The 18,548-nt window shown below is 51.9% G+C and carries 22 protein-coding genes; 9 read left to right on the top strand and 13 right to left on the bottom strand.

Going from position 1 to position 18,548, the window contains the following annotated elements; all coding sequences use genetic code 11:
- Window positions 1-54 precede the first annotated feature (54 nt).
- The 8 genes from raiA to Q0721_RS08535 all read right to left on the bottom strand — a co-directional run bounded on the left by raiA (window position 55) and on the right by Q0721_RS08535 (window position 7,519).
- Window positions 55-627, bottom strand: coding sequence for a ribosome-associated translation inhibitor RaiA (raiA, locus tag Q0721_RS08570; RefSeq protein WP_299028310.1), 573 nt, complete (start codon window positions 625-627; stop codon window positions 55-57).
- Between the two features lie 68 nt (window positions 628-695).
- Window positions 696-1,388, bottom strand: coding sequence for a ComF family protein (locus Q0721_RS08565; protein ID WP_299028307.1), 693 nt, complete (start codon window positions 1,386-1,388; stop codon window positions 696-698).
- Between the two features lie 76 nt (window positions 1,389-1,464).
- Window positions 1,465-2,415, bottom strand: coding sequence for a type II secretion system F family protein (locus tag Q0721_RS08560; RefSeq protein WP_299028304.1), 951 nt, complete (start codon window positions 2,413-2,415; stop codon window positions 1,465-1,467).
- A gap of 19 nt (window positions 2,416-2,434) precedes the next feature.
- On the bottom strand, window positions 2,435-3,403 hold the full coding sequence (locus Q0721_RS08555; RefSeq protein WP_299028301.1) for a type II secretion system F family protein: 969 nt from the start codon (window positions 3,401-3,403) through the stop codon (window positions 2,435-2,437).
- A gap of 31 nt (window positions 3,404-3,434) precedes the next feature.
- Entirely contained in the window at window positions 3,435-4,832 is a 1,398-nt protein-coding gene (locus Q0721_RS08550) for a CpaF family protein (protein WP_299028298.1), read from the bottom strand.
- Window positions 4,833-4,835: 3 nt separating this feature from the next.
- Window positions 4,836-6,074, bottom strand: a complete 1,239-nt coding sequence (locus Q0721_RS08545) for a response regulator (RefSeq protein ID WP_299028295.1) — start codon at window positions 6,072-6,074, stop codon at window positions 4,836-4,838.
- A 31-nt stretch (window positions 6,075-6,105) separates the two neighbouring features.
- Window positions 6,106-7,191, bottom strand: coding sequence for an SAF domain-containing protein (locus Q0721_RS08540; RefSeq protein WP_299028292.1), 1,086 nt, complete (start codon window positions 7,189-7,191; stop codon window positions 6,106-6,108).
- A 181-nt stretch (window positions 7,192-7,372) separates the two neighbouring features.
- Window positions 7,373-7,519 (bottom strand): Flp family type IVb pilin, encoded by a 147-nt coding sequence (locus Q0721_RS08535; protein WP_299028289.1) that lies wholly within the window; start codon window positions 7,517-7,519, stop codon window positions 7,373-7,375.
- Window positions 7,520-7,949: 430 nt separating this feature from the next.
- Here Q0721_RS08535 and Q0721_RS08530 point away from each other — a divergent pair, with 430 nt between their 5' ends.
- From Q0721_RS08530 to sucD, 4 genes are all read left to right on the top strand, one after another.
- Window positions 7,950-8,498, top strand: coding sequence for a hypothetical protein (locus Q0721_RS08530; protein WP_299028287.1), 549 nt, complete (start codon window positions 7,950-7,952; stop codon window positions 8,496-8,498).
- A 45-nt stretch (window positions 8,499-8,543) separates the two neighbouring features.
- On the top strand, window positions 8,544-9,581 hold the full coding sequence (locus tag Q0721_RS08525) for an SPFH domain-containing protein (protein WP_299028285.1): 1,038 nt from the start codon (window positions 8,544-8,546) through the stop codon (window positions 9,579-9,581).
- Between the two features lie 127 nt (window positions 9,582-9,708).
- Complete coding sequence (sucC, locus tag Q0721_RS08520) at window positions 9,709-10,866, top strand: ADP-forming succinate--CoA ligase subunit beta (protein ID WP_299028283.1); 1,158 nt, start codon at window positions 9,709-9,711, stop codon at window positions 10,864-10,866.
- Window positions 10,850-11,728, top strand: coding sequence for a succinate--CoA ligase subunit alpha (sucD, locus tag Q0721_RS08515; RefSeq protein ID WP_299028278.1), 879 nt, complete (start codon window positions 10,850-10,852; stop codon window positions 11,726-11,728). Before sucC ends, sucD begins: the two co-directional genes overlap by 17 nt.
- A gap of 65 nt (window positions 11,729-11,793) precedes the next feature.
- On the opposite strand, the gene acpP is transcribed toward sucD, so the two are convergent.
- Window positions 11,794-12,033 carry an acyl carrier protein gene (acpP, locus tag Q0721_RS08510; RefSeq protein ID WP_299028275.1) on the bottom strand — a complete coding sequence of 80 codons (240 nt, stop codon included), beginning with the start codon at window positions 12,031-12,033 and terminating at the stop codon, window positions 11,794-11,796.
- Between the two features lie 204 nt (window positions 12,034-12,237).
- Here acpP and fni point away from each other — a divergent pair, with 204 nt between their 5' ends.
- From fni to folE, 3 genes are read left to right on the top strand one after another with little or no spacing between them, the layout of a single operon-like run.
- Window positions 12,238-13,278: a type 2 isopentenyl-diphosphate Delta-isomerase gene (fni, locus tag Q0721_RS08505; protein ID WP_299028273.1), complete on the top strand. Its 1,041-nt coding sequence runs from the start codon at window positions 12,238-12,240 to the stop codon at window positions 13,276-13,278.
- Complete coding sequence (locus Q0721_RS08500; RefSeq protein ID WP_299028270.1) at window positions 13,275-14,291, top strand: polyprenyl synthetase family protein; 1,017 nt, start codon at window positions 13,275-13,277, stop codon at window positions 14,289-14,291. The genes fni and Q0721_RS08500 overlap by 4 nt, the downstream gene beginning before the upstream one ends.
- Before the next feature lie 34 nt (window positions 14,292-14,325).
- Window positions 14,326-14,964, top strand: a complete 639-nt coding sequence (gene folE, locus Q0721_RS08495) for a GTP cyclohydrolase I FolE (protein ID WP_299028267.1) — start codon at window positions 14,326-14,328, stop codon at window positions 14,962-14,964.
- On the opposite strand, the gene folK is transcribed toward folE, so the two are convergent.
- Genes folK through Q0721_RS08475 form a run of 4 tightly spaced genes read right to left on the bottom strand, consistent with a single transcriptional unit; the run spans window position 14,961 to window position 17,862 of the window.
- Window positions 14,961-15,812 carry a 2-amino-4-hydroxy-6-hydroxymethyldihydropteridine diphosphokinase gene (folK, locus tag Q0721_RS08490; RefSeq protein WP_299028264.1) on the bottom strand — a complete coding sequence of 284 codons (852 nt, stop codon included), beginning with the start codon at window positions 15,810-15,812 and terminating at the stop codon, window positions 14,961-14,963. The genes folE and folK overlap by 4 nt on opposite strands.
- Window positions 15,813-15,836: 24 nt before the next feature.
- Window positions 15,837-16,562, bottom strand: a complete 726-nt coding sequence (locus Q0721_RS08485) for an SDR family oxidoreductase (RefSeq protein WP_299028261.1) — start codon at window positions 16,560-16,562, stop codon at window positions 15,837-15,839.
- Window positions 16,546-17,298: a prolipoprotein diacylglyceryl transferase family protein gene (locus tag Q0721_RS08480; protein ID WP_299028258.1), complete on the bottom strand. Its 753-nt coding sequence runs from the start codon at window positions 17,296-17,298 to the stop codon at window positions 16,546-16,548. Before Q0721_RS08480 ends, Q0721_RS08485 begins: the two co-directional genes overlap by 17 nt.
- Before the next feature lie 6 nt (window positions 17,299-17,304).
- Complete coding sequence (locus Q0721_RS08475) at window positions 17,305-17,862, bottom strand: TlpA disulfide reductase family protein (protein ID WP_299028255.1); 558 nt, start codon at window positions 17,860-17,862, stop codon at window positions 17,305-17,307.
- A 177-nt stretch (window positions 17,863-18,039) separates the two neighbouring features.
- Here Q0721_RS08475 and Q0721_RS08470 point away from each other — a divergent pair, with 177 nt between their 5' ends.
- Together Q0721_RS08470 and Q0721_RS08465 are read left to right on the top strand one after the other, a co-directional pair.
- On the top strand, window positions 18,040-18,318 hold the full coding sequence (locus Q0721_RS08470; protein WP_299028252.1) for a metal-sensitive transcriptional regulator: 279 nt from the start codon (window positions 18,040-18,042) through the stop codon (window positions 18,316-18,318).
- Between the two features lie 5 nt (window positions 18,319-18,323).
- Window positions 18,324-18,533 carry a heavy-metal-associated domain-containing protein gene (locus tag Q0721_RS08465; protein WP_299028248.1) on the top strand — a complete coding sequence of 70 codons (210 nt, stop codon included), beginning with the start codon at window positions 18,324-18,326 and terminating at the stop codon, window positions 18,531-18,533.
- Window positions 18,534-18,548: the final 15 nt, after the last annotated feature.

Here is an 18,548-nt window from a genome sequence, read left to right as displayed (position 1 = left end):
GGGGGCAAAAAATTCCCCCTCGGGAAGCCGAGGGGGAGAAACAGGGTTATCAACTTACCCAATTTTTGGCTCGATTAGACCGTAGGTGCCATCCCGTCGCCGATAGAGCACATTAATGGCGTTTGTGTTCGCGTTATAAAAAACAAAGAAATTCTCGTGGCCTAAGAGTTTCATCTGCTCGATGGCTTCCATTTCGTCCATGGGTGCTAGCGTAAAGGTCTTACGGCGAGCAATGATGGGCATCTCTTCTTCTTCAGCCTCTTCTTCAGGAGGCGCTATCACCGCTGCCACGGCGGAAGCTGGAGTGCCGTCACCTCGACCACGGTAGTGCTTTCCCTTGTAGCGAGAGATTTGGCGTTGCATTTTATCAACCGCCTCGTCAATGGCGGCAAAGAGGTCATCAGAGCGCTCCTCTACGCGCAGAATGAATCCGCGCCCACGCAAAGTGATCTGCGCTACCTGACGGTCAGCAGCATTGCGGGCCGATTTGACATAGGCCAGGTCAACACGGGTTTCTTCTACATCATTAATCAGCCGATCAAGTTTGGAAACCTTCTTGTGCACGTATTCTCTAATGCGGTCATTTAGGTCGAGGTTGCGTGCAAAAATCTCGATATTCATGGTCATAGGTTGTCCTCCACAAAAGTTCGCACCCGTTTTGTTGCATTGGAGTAGGGGCTTGTCTAAAGTATAACTTAAAGTTGATCATCTGCGTGAGAGATTGCCCGTGCCAGAGTTAGGCCGTAGGTGGCACTGGCGCCTGCAGCGAGCAAGGCCTCGGCACAGGCATTGAGGGTGGCTCCGGTGGTGAACACATCGTCTATCAGCAGAACGCTACGTCCGGTAACATACTGTGGGTCAGCCTCGAATGCGCCTTGCACATTCTCCCAGCGCTCACTCGCTGAACGCCCCACCTGGCTAGGGGTCTCGCGACACTTTTTGAGTCCACGGGACACCAGCGGTTTTTGCAGGGCTAGGGCTATAGGCCTTGCCAGCACACTTGCCTGGTTGTAGCCGCGCTGTCGTTGGCGAGCAGGGCTTAGGGGGACCGGAATGACCAGGTCTATGCTCCAATGTTGAGACAATAAGACGTGAAGAAGGTCTGGGGCAAAGTAATCCCCAAGTGCTAAGTTGCGGTGATATTTTAGACTTTGAATGGCTTTACGGAGTGGCTCCTGGTAAAGCGCCCAGGATCGCACCCCGTGAAGTACTAGAGGAGTATTTTGACACTGGGAACAAGCATCTTCTGCTGGGGTAGAGAGGGGTGTGCCACAAAAGCGGCAGACCTGGTCCTGGTTGATACGCATCACTTGAGCCGCACAGCTAGGACAGAAACGAAGGCCTGTGGCCCCGCATCCCGCGCAACTGGGAGGGAAGATCCAGTCCATGGCCCTCCAGAAGCTATGGTAGAGGTAGGAGGACCAGGAGGGGGGTGAGGCTGTCCTCATTGACATATGGGATGGTTTATCGGAACATGGCGCCCAGCGCAGAATGCATCAAGCGTAAGGCAGCGGGTGTTAGTAGCACGATCATGAGCGAGGGGAAGATCAGTAATGCCATAGGAATGAGCATTTTTAAGGGGGCTTTATGGGCTTCTTCCTCGGCTCGCTGACGCCGCCGTACTCGCATTTGCTCTGATTGAATGCGCAATACTTTGGCAAGGCTAACGCCTAGCATTTCGCTTTGGATCACCGCGGCAACGAAGGAGGTCATTTCAGGAATGCCAATGCGTTCTGCCATGGAGCGTAAAGCCTCGCGGCGCGTTTTCCCCAATTGAATCTCCTGGATGGCTCTGGCGAAGGCAAGGGAAAGCTCGCTTTGCCACTTTTCGCTGACCTTCTGCATGGCTGCATCGAACCCTAGCCCAGCTTCTACACAGATGGTCAGCAAGTCAAGAGCGTCGGGCAGGGCTTTGCGGATCTCGCGTTGTCGTCGCGAGATGCGGCTCGAGAGCCACATCATTGGAAAGACAAACCCCAATAATGCAAAAACAAAAGTCAGGAGCAGGGTGGTTGCCGGGGGCTGGCGGTTAGGCCCCAGTGTAAAAAGAAGGAATATTAGCCCGCCAAAGATAACGGCAAGTACACCCTGCGAGACGAGAACCAGTCCTCCGTCCCAAAAGCTAGTGGCCCCGGCCAATTCTAACTGCTTATTGTAGCTCTGAATTAAGTTGGCAGGCGTAAAGCGCGAGGCAAATTCGCCCAACTTACGAGCAAGTGGGAAGAGAACTCGCTCGGTAAAAGGCTGGGAGAGTTCCAGCCTTCGCAGGTCTACGGGTTCGCCTGCGCGGCTGAACTCTTCGAGGCGTGCCTGGAGAGCGCGCTCATTGGCCATCTCGGGATTGCGTAGGCCAATGATAGTCAGGGTGATCACTCCGACCAGGACAAAGACAAGCAAGCCAATTAACATAGCCATTTGGCGCCTCCTGAGGTCCTTATACCTCGATGTTTCCCAGTTTGTTCATCACCAGATAACCCGTTATGATCAAGAAAAGCGCAATACCCAGTGCAATGTAGCCGCATGGGAAGTTCTCAGCTTTGAAAAATTCCATAACGTAGGGGCGATTGATCATGTAAAGAACGGCGATCAGAATGATGGGCAACAACGATAGGAAGCGCCCCGAATACATAACTTGAGTGGTCAAAACTCGGATTTCACCTTTGATTCGGACACGCTCGCGAATGGTAAACGAAATCGAATCCAGGATTTCAGCCAAGTTACCGCCGACCTCTCGTTGAACGTTCATGGCGGTGATAACTAGGTCTAGGTCATCGCTAGGGATGCGTTGGAGGAGATTGTCAAGCGCGCGATCCATGGGAACACCCAGCTGAATTTCTTGAACCACACGCCGGAACTCGTCGGCGATTGGGCTGGGCATTTCTCGGCTAACCGACTCCATGGCCTGTAGGGTGGAGAAACCCGCTCGGAGGCCATTGACCATCAGATTTAGCATATCTGGGAGCTGCTCGTTGAATTTGATCAGACGCTTTCGCTGCTGCATTCTGACGTAAAAACGGGGAATCTGGCTGCCAACGATTGCTCCAAGGATAGCCATAACAACGGAACGATCGCCGATGTTCCAGAAAACCAGCCCGGTTATGGCGGTGCTCAATAAGATAATCAAGAGGTATTCCCCGGACTTGAGCTTAAGATCAGCGCGTGCCAACTCACGTGAGATACGGTCGCCGTAAGAAGTGCGTTCGACCTGGCGATTAAGCCAGTCTACCAAAGGACGGGCTCTCTCTTTCTCGGTGAGGGGCTGTGCGCGTTGGAGCTCTACGTAACGACCCAGGCGTTGCTCAACCAGGGCTCGTTCGCTAGTTATCGAGACCACAATCCCAATGAGCAGAAGCAGAAGTGCCAATCCTCCGCCTATCATTAGTATTAAGAGTGGCTCAACCATGACTCCCTGTCCTGTCTAAATGTACATATGGTTAACGGCGTCGTTCCATCATTCCGAAGATCGAAGGAGGTAGATGTATACCCGCAGATTCGATTTTCTCCATGAATTTAGGACGCAAGCCTGTTGGACGCAGCCGACCAATCACCTTTCCGTTTTCGTAGCCAGTTTGCTCAAAGACAAAGAGATCGGTCATGGTAATCACCTCACCTTCCATACCAGTAATCTCAGAGATGCTTACCACTTTGCGTGTTCCATCGCGCATACGTTCCTGATGAACAACTAGATCAATGGCTGAAGCGATTTGTTCACGAATAGCCCGGCTGGGCAGATCCATGCCAGCCATCATGGTCATGGTTTCGATGCGGGCCAAAGTGTCGCGCGGGCTGTTGGAGTGGCAGGTGGTCATGGAACCGTCATGGCCGGTGTTCATGGCTTGGAGCATGTCCAGAGCTGCTTCATCACGAATCTCGCCCACAATGATGCGGTCAGGACGCATACGCAGAGCATTGATAACCAGTTGACGAATGGTAATTTCACCGCGTCCCTCAATATTAGGGGGGCGAGACTCCAGCGTCACAACGTGTTCCTGACGTAGTTGCAATTCAGCGGCATTTTCAATAGTAATGATACGTTCATCTGGCGGGATAAAGCCGGAGAGCACGTTTAGCAGGGTAGTTTTACCAGAACCAGTGCCACCCGAGATTACGATGTTAATACGTGCTTTTACACAGGCATCAAGGAATTGAATGGCCTCTGGCGTGATCGAGCCAAATTGAATGAGTTGATCAACGGTAATGGGGTTACGGGCAAACTTACGAATGGTAATCACTGGGCCCACAAGGGAGATTGGTGGAATCACAATATTGACACGCGAGCCATCTGGGAGGCGGGCATCTACGTAAGGAGAGGATTCGTCCACACGCCGTCCTAGAGGTGCAACAATACGCTCGATAATCCGCATGACGTGCTCGTTGTCCTCAAAGGATAACGGAACACGTTGTATTTTTCCACGGCGCTCAACGTAAATGTTACGAGCCCCGTTAACCATGATTTCGGTGATGGTATCGTCCTCGAGGAGAGGTTGGAGCGGGCCAAATCCCAGGATCTCAGCCACGATTTGCTCATACATTCTGGCGCGCTCGGGGCGCGAGAGTACGATGTTCTCTTCATTTAGGATTTGTTCAAATAGTTCCTGAATGGTACGCCGAACCTCAGCTACTTTGGTTACGTCCATGGAAGGGTCAAGCGTCGAGAGAAGCTTGGCCTGAACCCGATTTTTGAGGTCCTGGTAGGTATCTGTGCCCGTGGGCTGAATCGGGGTGGGAACCCGTTTGACAGGGGTGGAGGGATTGCGCAGGAGGCCCGCACTTGAGTCTTGGTGATTATTGGGTGTTGAGGTTTCACCGGATAAGCGTTTTAATAGTGACATCGTTTATACTCCCCGTTTCTTACCAACCGTTTCGCGCTCAGGAGGCGCTTCAAGTTGCGAGATTTTCTGCTGAATAAGCTCAGCGAGATTGAGAACCCCTTTGGTAATCGCGCTTGAGCGATCTTCCAGAACAAAGGGACGTCCTTTCAGGATAGATTGAATAGCTGCACGCTCATCCAAGGGAATCACAACCTCTATGGGATGCTTGAGGCTGTTGTAAATCCTCTCTGCATCGAGATTGATACGCTTGTCGTACCGATTCAGCACAAGGATGAGGCGATCTCGCGGGATGTTAGACTTATCTGCCAGCGTCAGGAACAGACTAACATTTTTGAGAGTCGGTAGCTCCTGGGTTGTGATCAGGACAATGAGGTCGGCTGTTTCAAGGGTGGATTGTGTAGTATCGCTCAGATAGGAGGAGGTATCCACAATCACAAAACGATACAAGGTGCTTAGGAACTGAAGGAATTTAGCAAATTGCTCTCCGCTTACCTGAAGCGCCATCTCAGGTGTAGGCGGAGCGACTAGGATAGAGAGCTTAGTCTCCCGGTGGGCGACAACTACACCCTCAACCACCTCGGCGTCAAGTTCTTCGGCTCGAATGGCCAAATCGATGACGCTGTTTTTTCCCCGTTCGTTAAGGATAACAGCCACGTCACCAAACTGCAAGTCACCATCCACCAGGATGGTGCGCTGGTTCTGAACCTGCAGGGCAATGGCAAGGTTAGTGGCCAGGAGGGTCTTGCCTGTACCACCTTTAGGCCCATAGACAGCAATAATTTTGCCTTTTTGAGCCGGACTAGGCGTGCCACTAGGTGCTACGTTCTCAACCAAAATTGAGGTGCTTCGTTTCTCTTCTAATGCCATTGCACCGGCGCGTCTGACTGCGGCTAGCAGTTCATCAATATCCGGTGGCTTTGAGAGAAAATCACGTGCTCCAGCAAGCATCGCACGACGCATGTACCCGGGGTCGTTTTGTACGGAGAGGATAACAACCTGTGTGTAGGGTACCTTCCGGCGAATGGCTTCTGTGGCCGTGATGCCGTCCATGTCTGGCATGTTAATATCCATGATAACCACATCAGGACGACTCTCGAAAACCAGTTCGATAGCCTCCTGACCGTTTCTGGCTACCCCTACAACCTCAATGTTAGGCTCCAGTTGGAGAGCACGCCGAATGGTTTCTCGGGTCTCTAAAATGTCGTCAACGATAGCAACCGTAATCTTCTCAGTATTTGCCATGCAGGCTCCTGATTGGACATCCCAGTGAGGGTTAGGGCATTGGGGTTGGAGTTATTTCGCTCTGCAATTTAGGAAATTCTAATTTGTCCACCCGCGGCTCAATGGCATAGGGTAGTTTGGCCGGCAGGGGGATGTTCTTTTGATCCATCAGATACTGGAGGGTCACTGCATCGGTAACGATGGGCTTAGTATCGGTTGGATTGCGCAGTGCCAGGTTGATCTTGATTCCTTCCAGCATCATGAAGTTTAGAATGACGGCATCTTCGGGGCTGACTACAAGCGTCACAGCGCTGGGCATGGTGGCTGAGACAGGAGGCGCCTCACCCGGTTGAGGTGTAGGGGCTGGTTGTTGAGCGGTGCTGACTTGGGCCTGAGCAACCTCTCCCATGCGAAGCACAACGGCATCTTGAATGATAGTTTGACAGACCAGGCGAGGACGTTGAGGCTCAGAGGGCACAGCGTAAAGGGGTTGGTTGAGGGTGGGATCGAACTCGGCTCGTCCCTGATCAGTCAATGTGGCCGTGTCCAAAAAACCAGGAGTGAGCGATTCGGGTTCGTTAACCAATCCCGGTTTGATCACTTGGGGGAGTTTGTTGGGGAGCTTCGACTGGAACTGTTGGTCTACATCCACCAACAGCATACACCCAATCACCATGACATGATCTCCTGGCTGAAGGGCGTAAGAAACAGAAGTCAGACTGGAGATCGGAACCGACAGGGCCACATATTCCTTGGGAATGTCGAATGAGACCACAGAGCCGGCGCCGGGTTCTAGGAGTGCTCCTGAGGTCAAGGGAATGCCACGCTCCAAATCGTATTTCGCTCGCTTCCCGTAGACGGATTGGAGATCCGTAATAAACGTGCCAGCAACGAGTTTATCGCGAGGGTAAGGGATAGTGGTTACCGCTCCTTCAACAATTTCTGAGCCGCGTGCGATGAATTGAGTAGTGATGACAATATCCACCATATCTTGTGGGGGCTGAGTGGGCAGGGGTTGGGCCTGTCCTGGCAATCCTCCTTGCATTTGAAGCCATAAGTAGGCAGCTCCTACAAGCAAAAGGAGGATAAGTGCTACTATGATGATTAAGAGTCCGCCTCGCCTGGTTCGACCGGCCATCTTCTATAACCTCCCGTCGTATAGATGATTTGCTGGTTTGCCACTCCGGTGTGTAGATAACATTATTATAAGGCAATTTGTCAATGGGGTCTCTCTTCAAAATTGTTAGCTTGGAGATTCACGAAATAGACCCTGCTTAGCAGGGCCTATTTCGCACTTGCGCGATGGGCGATTTTGTTGCCTAGATGCTCTGCATAATCCGGCTGAACACGTTGCCGATGGCGGGGCCGAGGAGGGCGAGGACAACGATAACAACGACTGCTACCAGAACAAGGATCAACGCATATTCGACCAAACCCTGGCCCTTCTCCTTAGGTGCAAACAGCATCGCAATTCACCTCCTTTCTCTTTCAGAGTAATCTTGCATTCATTATACAACACTCAGATCTAAAAGCAATGGTGAGGGCCTTACAGATGACTTACAGAAACTATTGCTGAAAAATATCCCCTATCAGCAAACCTGCCAAAATAAGCCCACTCGAGTGAGGCTTCATTCAGTATCTTTGGCAGTATCTTTGGATTGGATTGCAAACTGAGATAGGTTAGCGCTCATGATTGATCATGATCTGGCTGAGTCTGTTGCTGACAACGGGGCCAGGGAGGATCAGAACGAGGAGTAAAGTTTAGAAGTACGTGTGGGACCTTAATCATAGATTTCTTGATTAGTTCCTGGAAAAACAGATTGTGTTCTCATTTTTGGGCCTATAATCAAAGAAAGTAAATGTATCCCTTGAAAACGTAGAGCCTTAGGAGGCGAGATGGGCGATATCTATGATCGTGTCACCAGTGATCAGAATATTTTTAACCAGTTGTTGAGCCGAATTCCTGGGTTTGCGGGATATGTGGAACGTGCTCAACGTAGGATGGCTGACAAGATCTTGCGTGAAACCCTGGCTAACCGCTTCGAAGGGTTGTGGCAACGTGTATCTGCTGTCCAACGTGCCCTACTGGGAGAAGGAGAATTGGAACTGGTAGGTGACATAGAGGAAGCCTCCTTAAAACTCCGCCAGTTTGTGGATCGCCTAAGAACAGCAGCCTATGGTTATACGGGATTCTTTGATGCCGTTCGCGTTCGTCCAGAGGATTTGGCGCGAGTCTATGCATATGATCTGGCGCTCGTGAACCTAGAAGATGAGATTGCCCGCGCTCTCGATCAGGTGGAGGCTGCTATTGGCGGCGAGGGTTTAGGAACGGCTGTGCGTAACCTCATTGCTGTGACGAAGAAGTGCTTGGATGCCCTCGAGAAGCGGGCTGAAGTCTTGATGGGGATAGGGCTTCAGAGTGATCCGTCGAATGAACAGGTGTAAGGTGCCTATCTAAAGCCAATTCGCGATGGGAAGGAGTGTTTCGAGATGGCAAGAATTTTTGATGTTGTTGAGTATCCTAGTGAGATGGTGGATGAGATTGTACATCGCTTTCCTGAAGAGGGGGTGGCCGATTTACGCATAGGGTCGCAGGTAATTGTGCGCGAATCTCAGCGGGCTGTGTTTTTCCGGGATGGTCGTGCCCTGGATTCCTTTGGCCCGGGCCGCCATACTATTACCACCGCCAATATCCCGTTGCTAATTGATCTCCTAGGAAAAGCCTTTAATAATCGCACCCCCTTCACGGCAGAGGTGTATTTTGTGTCGATGCGTGAATTCGTGGATCGAAAATGGGGCACACCGCAGCCGATCCTGGTACGTAACCCGGGAATGGGCTTGGGGGTAGCGTTGTTGCAGGGCTTTGGCACTTACTCATTCCAGGTAAGAGATGCCCAGCAATTTGTGACTCAGGTCGTCGGGGCGCAAAAAATCTATCGCATGGCAGATATTGAAGACCGATTGCGCGCTGTTCTGCTTTCTAAATTGCAAGATCTGCTGGGAGAGACCGCGGCCAAGCGCTCCGTGACGGAGTTGATCGGGCTAACCGAAGAGATTGGAGCGGGTATCCGGGCGAAGGCCCAAGATGATTTTGCCGCCCTAGGGTTGACTCTCAAGTCGTTCTATATTGCGAATCTGAAACCTTCTGAGAAATCGGTTGAGGAGCTGCGGGCAATGGGGATGTTGGACTTGCCTACCTACACCCAATTGCAGGCGGCGGATGCATTGCGAGATGCGGCCCAGAACCCAAGTGGTGGTGCGGGGTTGACGGCTGGCATTGGCGCAGGAATTGGTCTGGGCAATGTGATTTCTCAGTCTCTGCAAGGAGGCGGGAAGGGTGGTGAAGAGACAGGCAAATCTGCCGCCGGTATTCCGGAGGTCATGACCCCCGCGGAAGCTGCAGCAATCTTGCGCGTTTCAGAAGAGGATGTCCTAGCTGCCATTCAATCGGGTGAGTTAAAAGCCAAGAAAATCGGAAACGCCTACCGTATCAGTCGGGGGGCGCTTGAGGATTTTCTCAAGGGTTGATACCCGAGATTGCTTGGAAAACCAGCCCGGTGCACGCTTCGCCGGGCTGGACGGTGTTAACCTCGCCTTAAATCCCCCATGTTATAATTCGTACGCCATTTAAATTCAATGAGGGGCCAGATGTGTTATGAACCTCCATGAATATCAGTCTAAGCAGATTTTTGCTCGTTTTGGTATCCCTATTCCGCGGGGAAAAGTGGCTCTCAATTCGACGGAAGCCAAGCACATTGCCGAGGAGTTGGGGGGGAGGGTAGTTATCAAGTCCCAAGTGTTGGTGGGTGGGCGGGGTAAAGCAGGGGGAATCCGCCTTGCGCGTTCACCTGAGGAAGCAGAGGAACTGGCTACCTTAATCCTTGGTATGGAGATTAGGGGTTTGCCAGTGCGGAAGATATTGGTGGATGAGGCTGTAAATATTGAGCGTGAGCTCTATCTGGGTATCGCAAATGATCGCAATGCGCGTTGTCCGGTCATGATGGCTTCAGCCGAAGGCGGCGTAGATATTGAAGAGATTGCGCGTCGTTCTCCAGAAAAGATTATCAAGGTCTATATTGATCCTCTGATCGGTTTGCGAGACTATCAGTCTCGAGATATCGCGGTGGCGATTGACTTACCTCGGGAGTATTGGAAAACTTTTATGAATATTGCTGAGGGATTGTGGCGGGTTTATACCGCTCATGATGCAACTTTGGTGGAAATTAACCCACTGGTTATTACCGCCGATAAGCGCATGTTAGCGTTGGATGGGAAAATGAGCGTGGATGATAACGCGCTTTTTCGCCATCCCGATTTGGTTGAAATGCGCGACCTGGATGTAGAAGCGCCTGCTGAAGTAGAAGCCCGTAAATATGGACTTTCTTATATAAAGTTGGAGGGTGAGATCGGGTGCATGGTCAATGGGGCAGGGCTAGCAATGGCAACAATGGATATCATCAAGTTGCATGGGGGTGAACCGGCTAACTTTCTCGATATTGGCGGTGGCGCCGGCGCAGATAAAGTGGCGGCAGCTCTGCGCATTATCCTCTCTGATCCGAAGGTGAAAGTGGTGCTAATCAATATCTTTGGCGGTATTACCCGGTGTGATGAAGTGGCGCGCGGTATTCTTGGGGCTTTATCAGAAGTCAGACCTCGTGTCCCTATGGTGGTGCGCTTAGTGGGAACAAATGCCGAGGAAGGTCGTAGAATGCTTGCAGATGCTCACATGATAACTGCGGAAACCCTGGTTGAGGCGGCTCAAAAAGCTGTAGCCATTAGCAAAGGAGATTTGGTGTATGAGCATCTTGATTAATCGAAAATCACGCGTGTTAGTGCAAGGCATTACGGGTCACGAGGGTTCCTTTCATACCCAGCAAATGTACGCTTATGGTACGAATATTGTGGCTGGAGTAACCCCGGGTAAGGGCGGGGAGTGGGTTCTCGATGGTAAAATCCCAGTTTTTGACTCCGTCAAGATTGCGGTTGAGGCCACGGGGGCTGACGTTAGCGTTATCTTTGTCCCGGCACGCTTTGCACCTGATGCGATCTTTGAGGCGGCTGATGCGGGCATTTCATTGATCTTTTGTATTACCGAGGGCATACCCGTCCAGGATATGATGCGGGTTAAGCGCTATCTGGATCAAAAACAGGTTCGCCTGGTAGGGCCAAACTGCCCTGGTGCTCTCACGCCGGGTGAGTGCAAGGTGGGAATTATCCCTGGGAATATTGCCCTGCCAGGAAACGTGGGTGTAGTCTCACGTTCGGGTACATTGACTTATGAAGTCCTGTATGCCTTAAAACTAAAGGGCATTGGTGTTAGCACGTGTGTGGGCATTGGGGGTGACCCCATCCAGGGCATGGATTTCATTGACGTGCTCTCCCTTTTTGAGGCTGATCCCCACACTGAAGCGATTGTCCTGATCGGGGAGATTGGGGGCAATAATGAGGAACGGGCAGCGGAGTATATTACCCGCCATGTCACAAAGCCGGTGGTAGGCTTTATTGCTGGTCGCTCAGCACCTCCTGGCAAGCGCATGGGACATGCAGGGGCCATTATTGAGGGGGGCGCCGGCACAGCGGAGCACAAAATTAATGCGCTTGAAGCAGCGGGGGTACGGATTGCCGAGCATCCAGAGCAGGTGGCTGATTTAGTTGAACCTTACTTGGGAAAATAGGCCCCGTTCGAAATTAAGAGCACTGATCAAAGCGCGGAAGCGGGCTGTTCTTCCGCGCCCTTTTCTCAGGCTTTCTTGTGGGTTTCAATATAGCGCACTGCATCGGCAACCGTTTTGATCTGGCGAGCGTCCTCGTCGGAGATTGCCAGGTCAAACTTTTGGCTGAGACCATCGATCAGGAAGAATTGGTCCATCGAATCGGCTTTGAGGTCCTCGATAATACGCGTCTCGGGGGTGATTTCGCTGGGGTCAATCTTCAAAACATCCGCAATTACCGCTTTGACCTCGTCAAATGTGTTGCTCATTGTAACCTCCTGGGTCTCTAAGGTTGTTGTAATTGTAATGCGGGATTAGAGGGTGTCAAGATAATCACAAGCGGTTTGCTAGGGAGGAGGGTAAAAAGGAGGTGCCATATTGAATTTCGTTGTACAATCTTTGCCAAAGGCGAGCCCGAGGTTTTGTGATTGGTTCTGGTATACTCTAACCCATAAATGGTTGAGTAGGTGTGCATGGAAGGGCATGATCCAGATCTTCAGTTACGTAAAAATGACCACATTAGGATTAATCTCGAAAGAGACGTGCAATCGGGGCTGACCAATGGGCTGGAGGATTATACATTTGAGCATGTGGCCCTGCCCGAACTCGATTTTGAAACCATCAGCCTGCGATGTGAATTCTTTGGAAAAGCCCTTGGTGCTCCGCTCTTAATCTCCTCGATGACGGGGGGGACTTCAGAAGCAGGGGCGATTAATTGGCGTCTGGCTACAGTGGCCCAACAGTATGGATTAGCAATGGGGGTGGGTTCGCAACGGGCTGCCCTCCAGCATCCAGAGAGTATTGACACCTTCAAGGTTCGGCAATGCGCTCCAGATATTTTGCTCTTTGCCAATTTGGGGGCGGTTCAACTGAATTACGGCATTACGGTCGAAGACTGTCGGCGTGTTGTTGAGATGATTGAGGCCGATGCCTTGATCTTACACCTCAATCCCCTTCAAGAGGCGCTTCAGCCGGAGGGCAATACGCGCTTTGGTGGGCTGCTCAGAAAGATCGAGCAAGTCTGTCAGACGATCGGTGTTCCGGTTGTGGTAAAAGAGGTGGGGTGGGGGATCTCGGCCTCAGTGGCTCGGCGCCTAGCGGATGCGGGCGTGGCTGCCATTGATGTGGCAGGGGCGGGAGGAACCTCATGGTCCCAGGTGGAGATGTATCGCATGCAAGACGAACGGCGCGCCCGTGTGGCCGCCTTGTTCAGAACTTGGGGAATCCCCACGGCTCAGGCTTTAGGAGCTGTGCATAAAGCTGTCCCTGCGCTTCCCCTAATCGCCTCAGGAGGGATTCGTAACGGGTTAGAAGTTGCCAAGTGCATTGCCTTGGGGGCTTCGCTAGTGGGAATGGCGGGACCCTTTCTGAAGGCTGCTGCAAAGTCCGTTGAAGAGGTGACGAGTTTGGTCGAAGAGGTATTATTGGCGCTTCGCATTGCTATGTTCTCGGTGGGTGCGGGTTCCATCTCCGCGCTGCGCACGACTCCGTTGCAAAAGGTGGTGAGATCATGAATTCGTTGGCTTCGTTCTTATCGCGCTACCGTCCAAAGTTAGAGTCTACTTTGCAGGCAACCCTCAATCATCCGGTTTTGAACCAATATCCCAATATGGTAAGTATGTTACGCTATCACATGGGTTGGGAAGGAGAAGGGGCGGGAGAAGAGGCCCAAGGGAAGCGCTTACGCCCCATATTGTTGTTGCTGATCACTGAGGCTGTGGGAGGAGATTGGAAAAAGGCGCTACCGGCCGCGGCTGCTGTTGAACTTTTACACAACTTTTCATTGATTCATGATGATATCGAAGATCGCAGCCCTTTGCGTCGGGGGCGGCCCACGGTTTGGGCGAAGTGGGGAAAAGCCCAGGCCATCAATGCGGGTGATGCCATGTTTGCAACTGCGTTTATCGCACTTGCGGAGTTGCGCAATCGCTTAAGAACCGAAGCAGTTCTTCAGGCGCAAACGCTCTTGGCTGAGACCTGCCTGCGTCTAACAGGGGGACAACATCTGGATATCGCGTTTGAACAGGAGCGAGAAATTCCGGCTGATCTTTACTGGACAATGATCGCGGGTAAAACCGCGGCCTTGATCCAAACTTGTGCCCACCTGGGTGCGTTGATTGGCGGGGCGGATGGAACGCTCCAACAGGTTTTCTCACAATTTGGTTATGCGTTGGGGTTGTGCTTTCAGGTGGTGGATGATTGGCTGGGAATATGGGGAAGCGTTGCCTTAACAGGAAAGTCAACAGAGAGCGATTTGGTTAGCGGAAAGAAAACGCTTCCAGTGATATTGGGACTGGCTCAAAATGGGCGTTTTGCCCGACGCTGGCGAGAGGGCAATATTGAACCCCAGGAAGCGCCAATCCTGGCACAGTGGTTGATTGAAGAGGGGGTCCAGCACCAAACCCAAGCCGAGGCGGATCGTCTAACACGCGAGGCTATGGAATGGCTCGAGCGGTCGGGATTAGATAATGAGGCGATGCAGGCGCTGAGGGAATTAACCTACGCCATGTTGAGTCGCCAGAAATAGTATAAAAAGTCGGACTTAATTGGGAGGTAGATCTATGTCGTCAATAATTGATGCAAATGTGCTCGCAGCTGCTGAGCTGCTGGATGGAGACGGGATTGACGTCCAGGCCATTCAGGAAAGCGTGCGCAGGATGTTAATTGCTTTCGGAGAGAACCCGGAGCGCCAAGGGCTGGTACGTACGCCTGAGCGTGTAGCCAGTATGTATGAGGAATTGCTTGCAGGGTATCGGGTGGATCCAGTTGAGTTAATCAACGAGGCTATTTTCGATGTCAACTACGATGAAATGGTGGTGGTTCGGGATATTGAATTCTATAGTCTGTGTGAGCACCACATGCTCCCATTCATTGGTCGGGCGCATGTGGCTTACATTCCCAAAGGCAAAGTGATTGGTCTTTCCAAAATTCCACGGGTTGTGGATATGTTTGCGCGGCGATTGCAGGTTCAGGAACGCATGACCCGTCAAATTGCGGACTTCTTAAATGAGGTTCTGCATCCCTTAGGTGTTGCGGTTGTTGTTGAAGCTATTCATATGTGTGCGATGATTCGAGGGGTCAAGAAGCACAACTCGCGCATGACCACGTCTACTATGCTAGGCGCCTTTCGCACCAGCATGGCCACCCGGATGGAGTTTCTGGATAACATTTCGCGCAGTGCTGAGCCACTGCACATTTAGCGCAGTCGAGTTAAGTGGCTCAAGTCAGTACGGACAAAAGCAGAAGAGGTTGCACGCAGACGTCGGGCGATCTCGGCTAGACTTTCATCGTTGGCGGAGCGACTCAGGTCGGGTCGCAACTCGGCTAGTGGCAGCGCGATAAAATCGCGTTGCCACAGATTATCATCCAGCACTTGCTCATCGAAAACAACAACATCCAAATCAATTGTACGGGGAGCGTTCTTGTTGGTCGTTCGGACACGCCCAAGGTCCTGTTCAATACGTGAGAGCACCTCAGCTTTGAAAGCGGTCAAATCAAGCGGAGTCGAGATCCAGGCTACGGTGTTAAGAAAGCGTGGTCCGGGCGAACCGACCGCTTCAGTTTCCCAGATGTTGGAGAGGGCATTAACCGTGCAAACCTCCCTGAGACGCTGGATCGCAGCCGCAATATTGGTTTCAGGAGCGATGTTGCTTCCTAGCAACACGTAAGCCTGGTGCATGACAGGGTTGCTATCTACCCTGCGGAAACGTTCAATTTCCACGCCAACCGAGCGGGCAAAACGCACAGCGCCTGGCTTTTCAATGCGAACCCGTACGCCTACGACACCGGGTTCTTCCAGGCACAAGCGAGCGATATCGCTAGCCAAGGCTTCAACGGTAAAGCGTTCGGTGTGCTCTACGTAGGCGATGACCTTTTTAGCAATGGTTCGGTAATTGATGCAATCCTCAATACGATCGCTTTGGGCGGCTTTGGTCACATCCCCGTACAAAGCCAGATTAACCAGGATGTCCTGGGGCTGCGCACGTTCGCGCTCGCTAATTCCAATGACACCCCGAATCAGTAAATCGTGAATAAAGGTAACATCCATTGTGAGTTCCTCCAATCGCTGAAATCAGACCAAATGTCGCCCTCCGTCGAGGTGCACAATTTCGCCGGTGATGTAGGTGGGGGCGCTGAGGAAGAAAAGCAGAGTCTGTTCCACCTCTTCCAGGGTGGCCCAGCGCCGGGCCGGAACGTCTTTCAAGAGGTTAAGGGCAGTGCTGCCATCACTGGGGGGCAAGATGGCCCCTAACGCAATGCCATTCACGACAATGCGGGGTGCCAGCGCTAGGGCCAGGCTGCGGGTAAGGGCAGCTAAAGCCGCCTTACTGATGGTGTATGCAAAGTGATCACTACCTGGGCGCAAGGCTCGCCAGTCGAGAATGTTGAGGATGCGTCCTGTTTTTGATGCGGGGAGACGCATCCCATAACAACGGCTTAAGAGAAACGGAGCGGTAAGGTTAATATTCAAGTGGCGTTGCCAGGTATCTAAGTCCGTTTGCCAGAGATCGCGATCCTCAAAAATTGCTGCGTTATTGATGAGACCATCCAAGGGGGCTATCTCCCAGGCATGGTCGAACAAAGCCTCCACAGTAGCGGGCTCCGAAAGATCACCTTCGAGGATCCATGCCTTGACCCCCATACCCATAGCAAGGTTGACAACTTCTTGTGCCTCATTAGGGGAATGACCGTGATGAATGATAACGTTTCCCCCTTCTCGGGCGATGGCTAAAGCAAATACACGGCCCAAACGGCGAGCTGCACCAGTAACAAGAAATGTTTTACCCTGAAGATGCATGTTCTTGCTCCTTGGAAATTGAGTGGAGGTGTTGACCCATCTGGTGTAGGCTGATGGCGAGCAGAATCCAGGCAATAATCTGGGGCTGGCGGAAAAAGAGCCAAGCAGTGGAATCCCCTCGGAAAGGCTCGATAATCAGACGGGCTAAGGCGGTCAGGGCAAGGAAGGTCCAAAACCTCAGCCCTGTTGGCCATCTTTCTCGCGTGCTACGCAGAATGGTACTGGTTATGCCAAGGGCTAAGAGGAGAGCGTAGAGTTGGGTGGGATGACGGCAGTCACCCCACAAAGGGATGCACCAGGGGACCGCAGCAGGAGAGCCATAGGCGTTACCAGAAGCTAGATCTGCAAGATGGAGGGCCACTGCAAAGACGGAAGCGCTTAGAGTCAATTGATCCAAGGTAGGCCAGAGCTTCAAACCACGGCGGCCACCGTATATAAGGGCGGCTAAAGAAGCAAAAATGATACCAGTGGAGAGATCAAGCATCTGTGGGGTAGGGGTGATCAGGGCAAGTGGGGTCTTAAGAAACACGGTTACGTTTTTGGCGGCATAACCTAGCCGCGCCCCTAAGATGCCTGCGCCCAGGGCTACCAGTGCTAGGTCATAATAGATCCCAAACGAATGAGAACGAGATGAGTCAAATCTCTCTGTTACCCAGAGGGCTAACCACAGCCCTAGTAAGAAAATCACGCCGTGTGTTTGTAAGGAAAGTGGGCCGATTTGGATGACTGGGAACATTTCCGTTTACCTTGATGTCTTTAGAAGGCGATGGATTTCAGCCCGTAGCCAGGCTTCTGGAACGGGTCCCCCTAAGAACATAGACCGAATTGTCTTATGTTCGTCCAACAGGAAAGTAGTGGGGAAGGCCTGAATCTGATAAGCATGGCTACCCTGGCCTTCACGATCGAGCGCAATGGTAAAGGTTAGGCGATTTTCGTGAATGAACTGGGAAACAAGGGAAATGTTATCCTGATAGGTGGCGTTGATGCCGATGAAGCGCACCTCGGCAGGATTGAACTCACGGCTCAGTTTTTCAAACACTGGCATTTCAGCACGACAAGGCGGGCACCAGGAGGCCCAGAAATTTAATATAATCACCCGAGCATGAATCTGTTCAAGGTTGAGGGAGCCTTCATATAGAGTGTCCAGGGTGAGAGAGGGGGCAGGGAATCCAGGCCTCGGCGCCGGGGAAAGATCGGAGCGGGGCGGGAACCAGAGGGCGGAGAGCCCAATCCACCCTAGCCCCAGGGTCAGGAGGGTGACTTTAATCAGGCGCCAATGATAATGAAGAAACTCCAGCATAAGGGTATGCTATTCGTAAAATGAAGGCATGTCAAGGCGTGACTTTTGACATTGTTTTAGAAAGGCACACCCGATTCGGGTGATCGGGGAGAAGCGATCGAAAATCTTGCCAAATTGGAGAAAGAAGGTATAATATATCTACCCCTCCCTATGGGGAGGGGCTAGAATGGAACAGTAATGGCTAATCCAGAGGTGTTGGCGCGCTTAAGGACTACCGAGGGGCATTTGCGCGGGATCCGGCGTATGGTTGAAGAGGATGCCTATTGCATTGACGTGATTCGCCAGATCCGGGCTGTTCAGGCTGCGCTGGATAAAATCAGTGCTATGATCCTTGACGATCATCTCCACTCATGTGTTATTACAGCCCTGCGCGGAGAGGATCCTCAGGAGCGCGAGCGTGTCCTCAAAGAGATTGTTGAAGTCTTCAATGCCACAAATTTTTCCCAACGGAGGTAGGCGCCATGTCAGAAGTTGAATTCTATGTACCGGCCATCCACTGCGCCCATTGCATCCACACAATCAAAATGGAATTACAGGAACTGAACGGAGTACGCTCTGTGGAAGCCGATCTTTCCAGCAAAAAGGTCAGAGTTCAGTTTGAGGCCCCAGCGACTCTAGAAGGTATTGAGAGATTGCTGGTAGAGATCAATTACCCTCCCCAAAGGGTCTAGTGGGTGTTTGTTTGA

It is taken from the genome of uncultured Thermanaerothrix sp. (genome assembly GCF_938028735.1).
Taxonomy (GTDB): domain Bacteria; phylum Chloroflexota; class Anaerolineae; order Anaerolineales; family Anaerolineaceae; genus Thermanaerothrix.
This window is presented reverse-complemented; position numbering and strand designations above follow the sequence as displayed.

Excerpts from the sequence above, each read along its gene's own strand:
- raiA (WP_299028310.1), bottom strand. The coding sequence starts at position 627 with ATGACCATGAATATCGAGATTTTTGCACGCAACCTCGACCTAAATGAC.
- Q0721_RS08565 (WP_299028307.1), bottom strand. The coding sequence starts at position 1,388 with ATGGACTGGATCTTCCCTCCCAGTTGCGCGGGATGCGGGGCCACAGGC.
- Q0721_RS08560 (WP_299028304.1), bottom strand. The coding sequence starts at position 2,415 with ATGGCTATGTTAATTGGCTTGCTTGTCTTTGTCCTGGTCGGAGTGATC.
- Q0721_RS08555 (WP_299028301.1), bottom strand. The coding sequence starts at position 3,403 with ATGGTTGAGCCACTCTTAATACTAATGATAGGCGGAGGATTGGCACTT.
- Q0721_RS08550 (WP_299028298.1), bottom strand. The coding sequence starts at position 4,832 with ATGTCACTATTAAAACGCTTATCCGGTGAAACCTCAACACCCAATAAT.
- Q0721_RS08545 (WP_299028295.1), bottom strand. The coding sequence starts at position 6,074 with ATGGCAAATACTGAGAAGATTACGGTTGCTATCGTTGACGACATTTTA.
- Q0721_RS08540 (WP_299028292.1), bottom strand. The coding sequence starts at position 7,191 with ATGGCCGGTCGAACCAGGCGAGGCGGACTCTTAATCATCATAGTAGCA.
- Q0721_RS08535 (WP_299028289.1), bottom strand. The coding sequence starts at position 7,519 with ATGCTGTTTGCACCTAAGGAGAAGGGCCAGGGTTTGGTCGAATATGCG.
- Q0721_RS08530 (WP_299028287.1), top strand. The coding sequence starts at position 7,950 with ATGGGCGATATCTATGATCGTGTCACCAGTGATCAGAATATTTTTAAC.
- Q0721_RS08525 (WP_299028285.1), top strand. The coding sequence starts at position 8,544 with ATGGCAAGAATTTTTGATGTTGTTGAGTATCCTAGTGAGATGGTGGAT.
- sucC (WP_299028283.1), top strand. The coding sequence starts at position 9,709 with ATGAACCTCCATGAATATCAGTCTAAGCAGATTTTTGCTCGTTTTGGT.
- sucD (WP_299028278.1), top strand. The coding sequence starts at position 10,850 with ATGAGCATCTTGATTAATCGAAAATCACGCGTGTTAGTGCAAGGCATT.
- acpP (WP_299028275.1), bottom strand. The coding sequence starts at position 12,033 with ATGAGCAACACATTTGACGAGGTCAAAGCGGTAATTGCGGATGTTTTG.
- fni (WP_299028273.1), top strand. The coding sequence starts at position 12,238 with ATGGAAGGGCATGATCCAGATCTTCAGTTACGTAAAAATGACCACATT.
- Q0721_RS08500 (WP_299028270.1), top strand. The coding sequence starts at position 13,275 with ATGAATTCGTTGGCTTCGTTCTTATCGCGCTACCGTCCAAAGTTAGAG.
- folE (WP_299028267.1), top strand. The coding sequence starts at position 14,326 with ATGTCGTCAATAATTGATGCAAATGTGCTCGCAGCTGCTGAGCTGCTG.
- folK (WP_299028264.1), bottom strand. The coding sequence starts at position 15,812 with ATGGATGTTACCTTTATTCACGATTTACTGATTCGGGGTGTCATTGGA.
- Q0721_RS08485 (WP_299028261.1), bottom strand. The coding sequence starts at position 16,562 with ATGCATCTTCAGGGTAAAACATTTCTTGTTACTGGTGCAGCTCGCCGT.
- Q0721_RS08480 (WP_299028258.1), bottom strand. The coding sequence starts at position 17,298 with ATGTTCCCAGTCATCCAAATCGGCCCACTTTCCTTACAAACACACGGC.
- Q0721_RS08475 (WP_299028255.1), bottom strand. The coding sequence starts at position 17,862 with ATGCTGGAGTTTCTTCATTATCATTGGCGCCTGATTAAAGTCACCCTC.
- Q0721_RS08470 (WP_299028252.1), top strand. The coding sequence starts at position 18,040 with ATGGCTAATCCAGAGGTGTTGGCGCGCTTAAGGACTACCGAGGGGCAT.
- Q0721_RS08465 (WP_299028248.1), top strand. The coding sequence starts at position 18,324 with ATGTCAGAAGTTGAATTCTATGTACCGGCCATCCACTGCGCCCATTGC.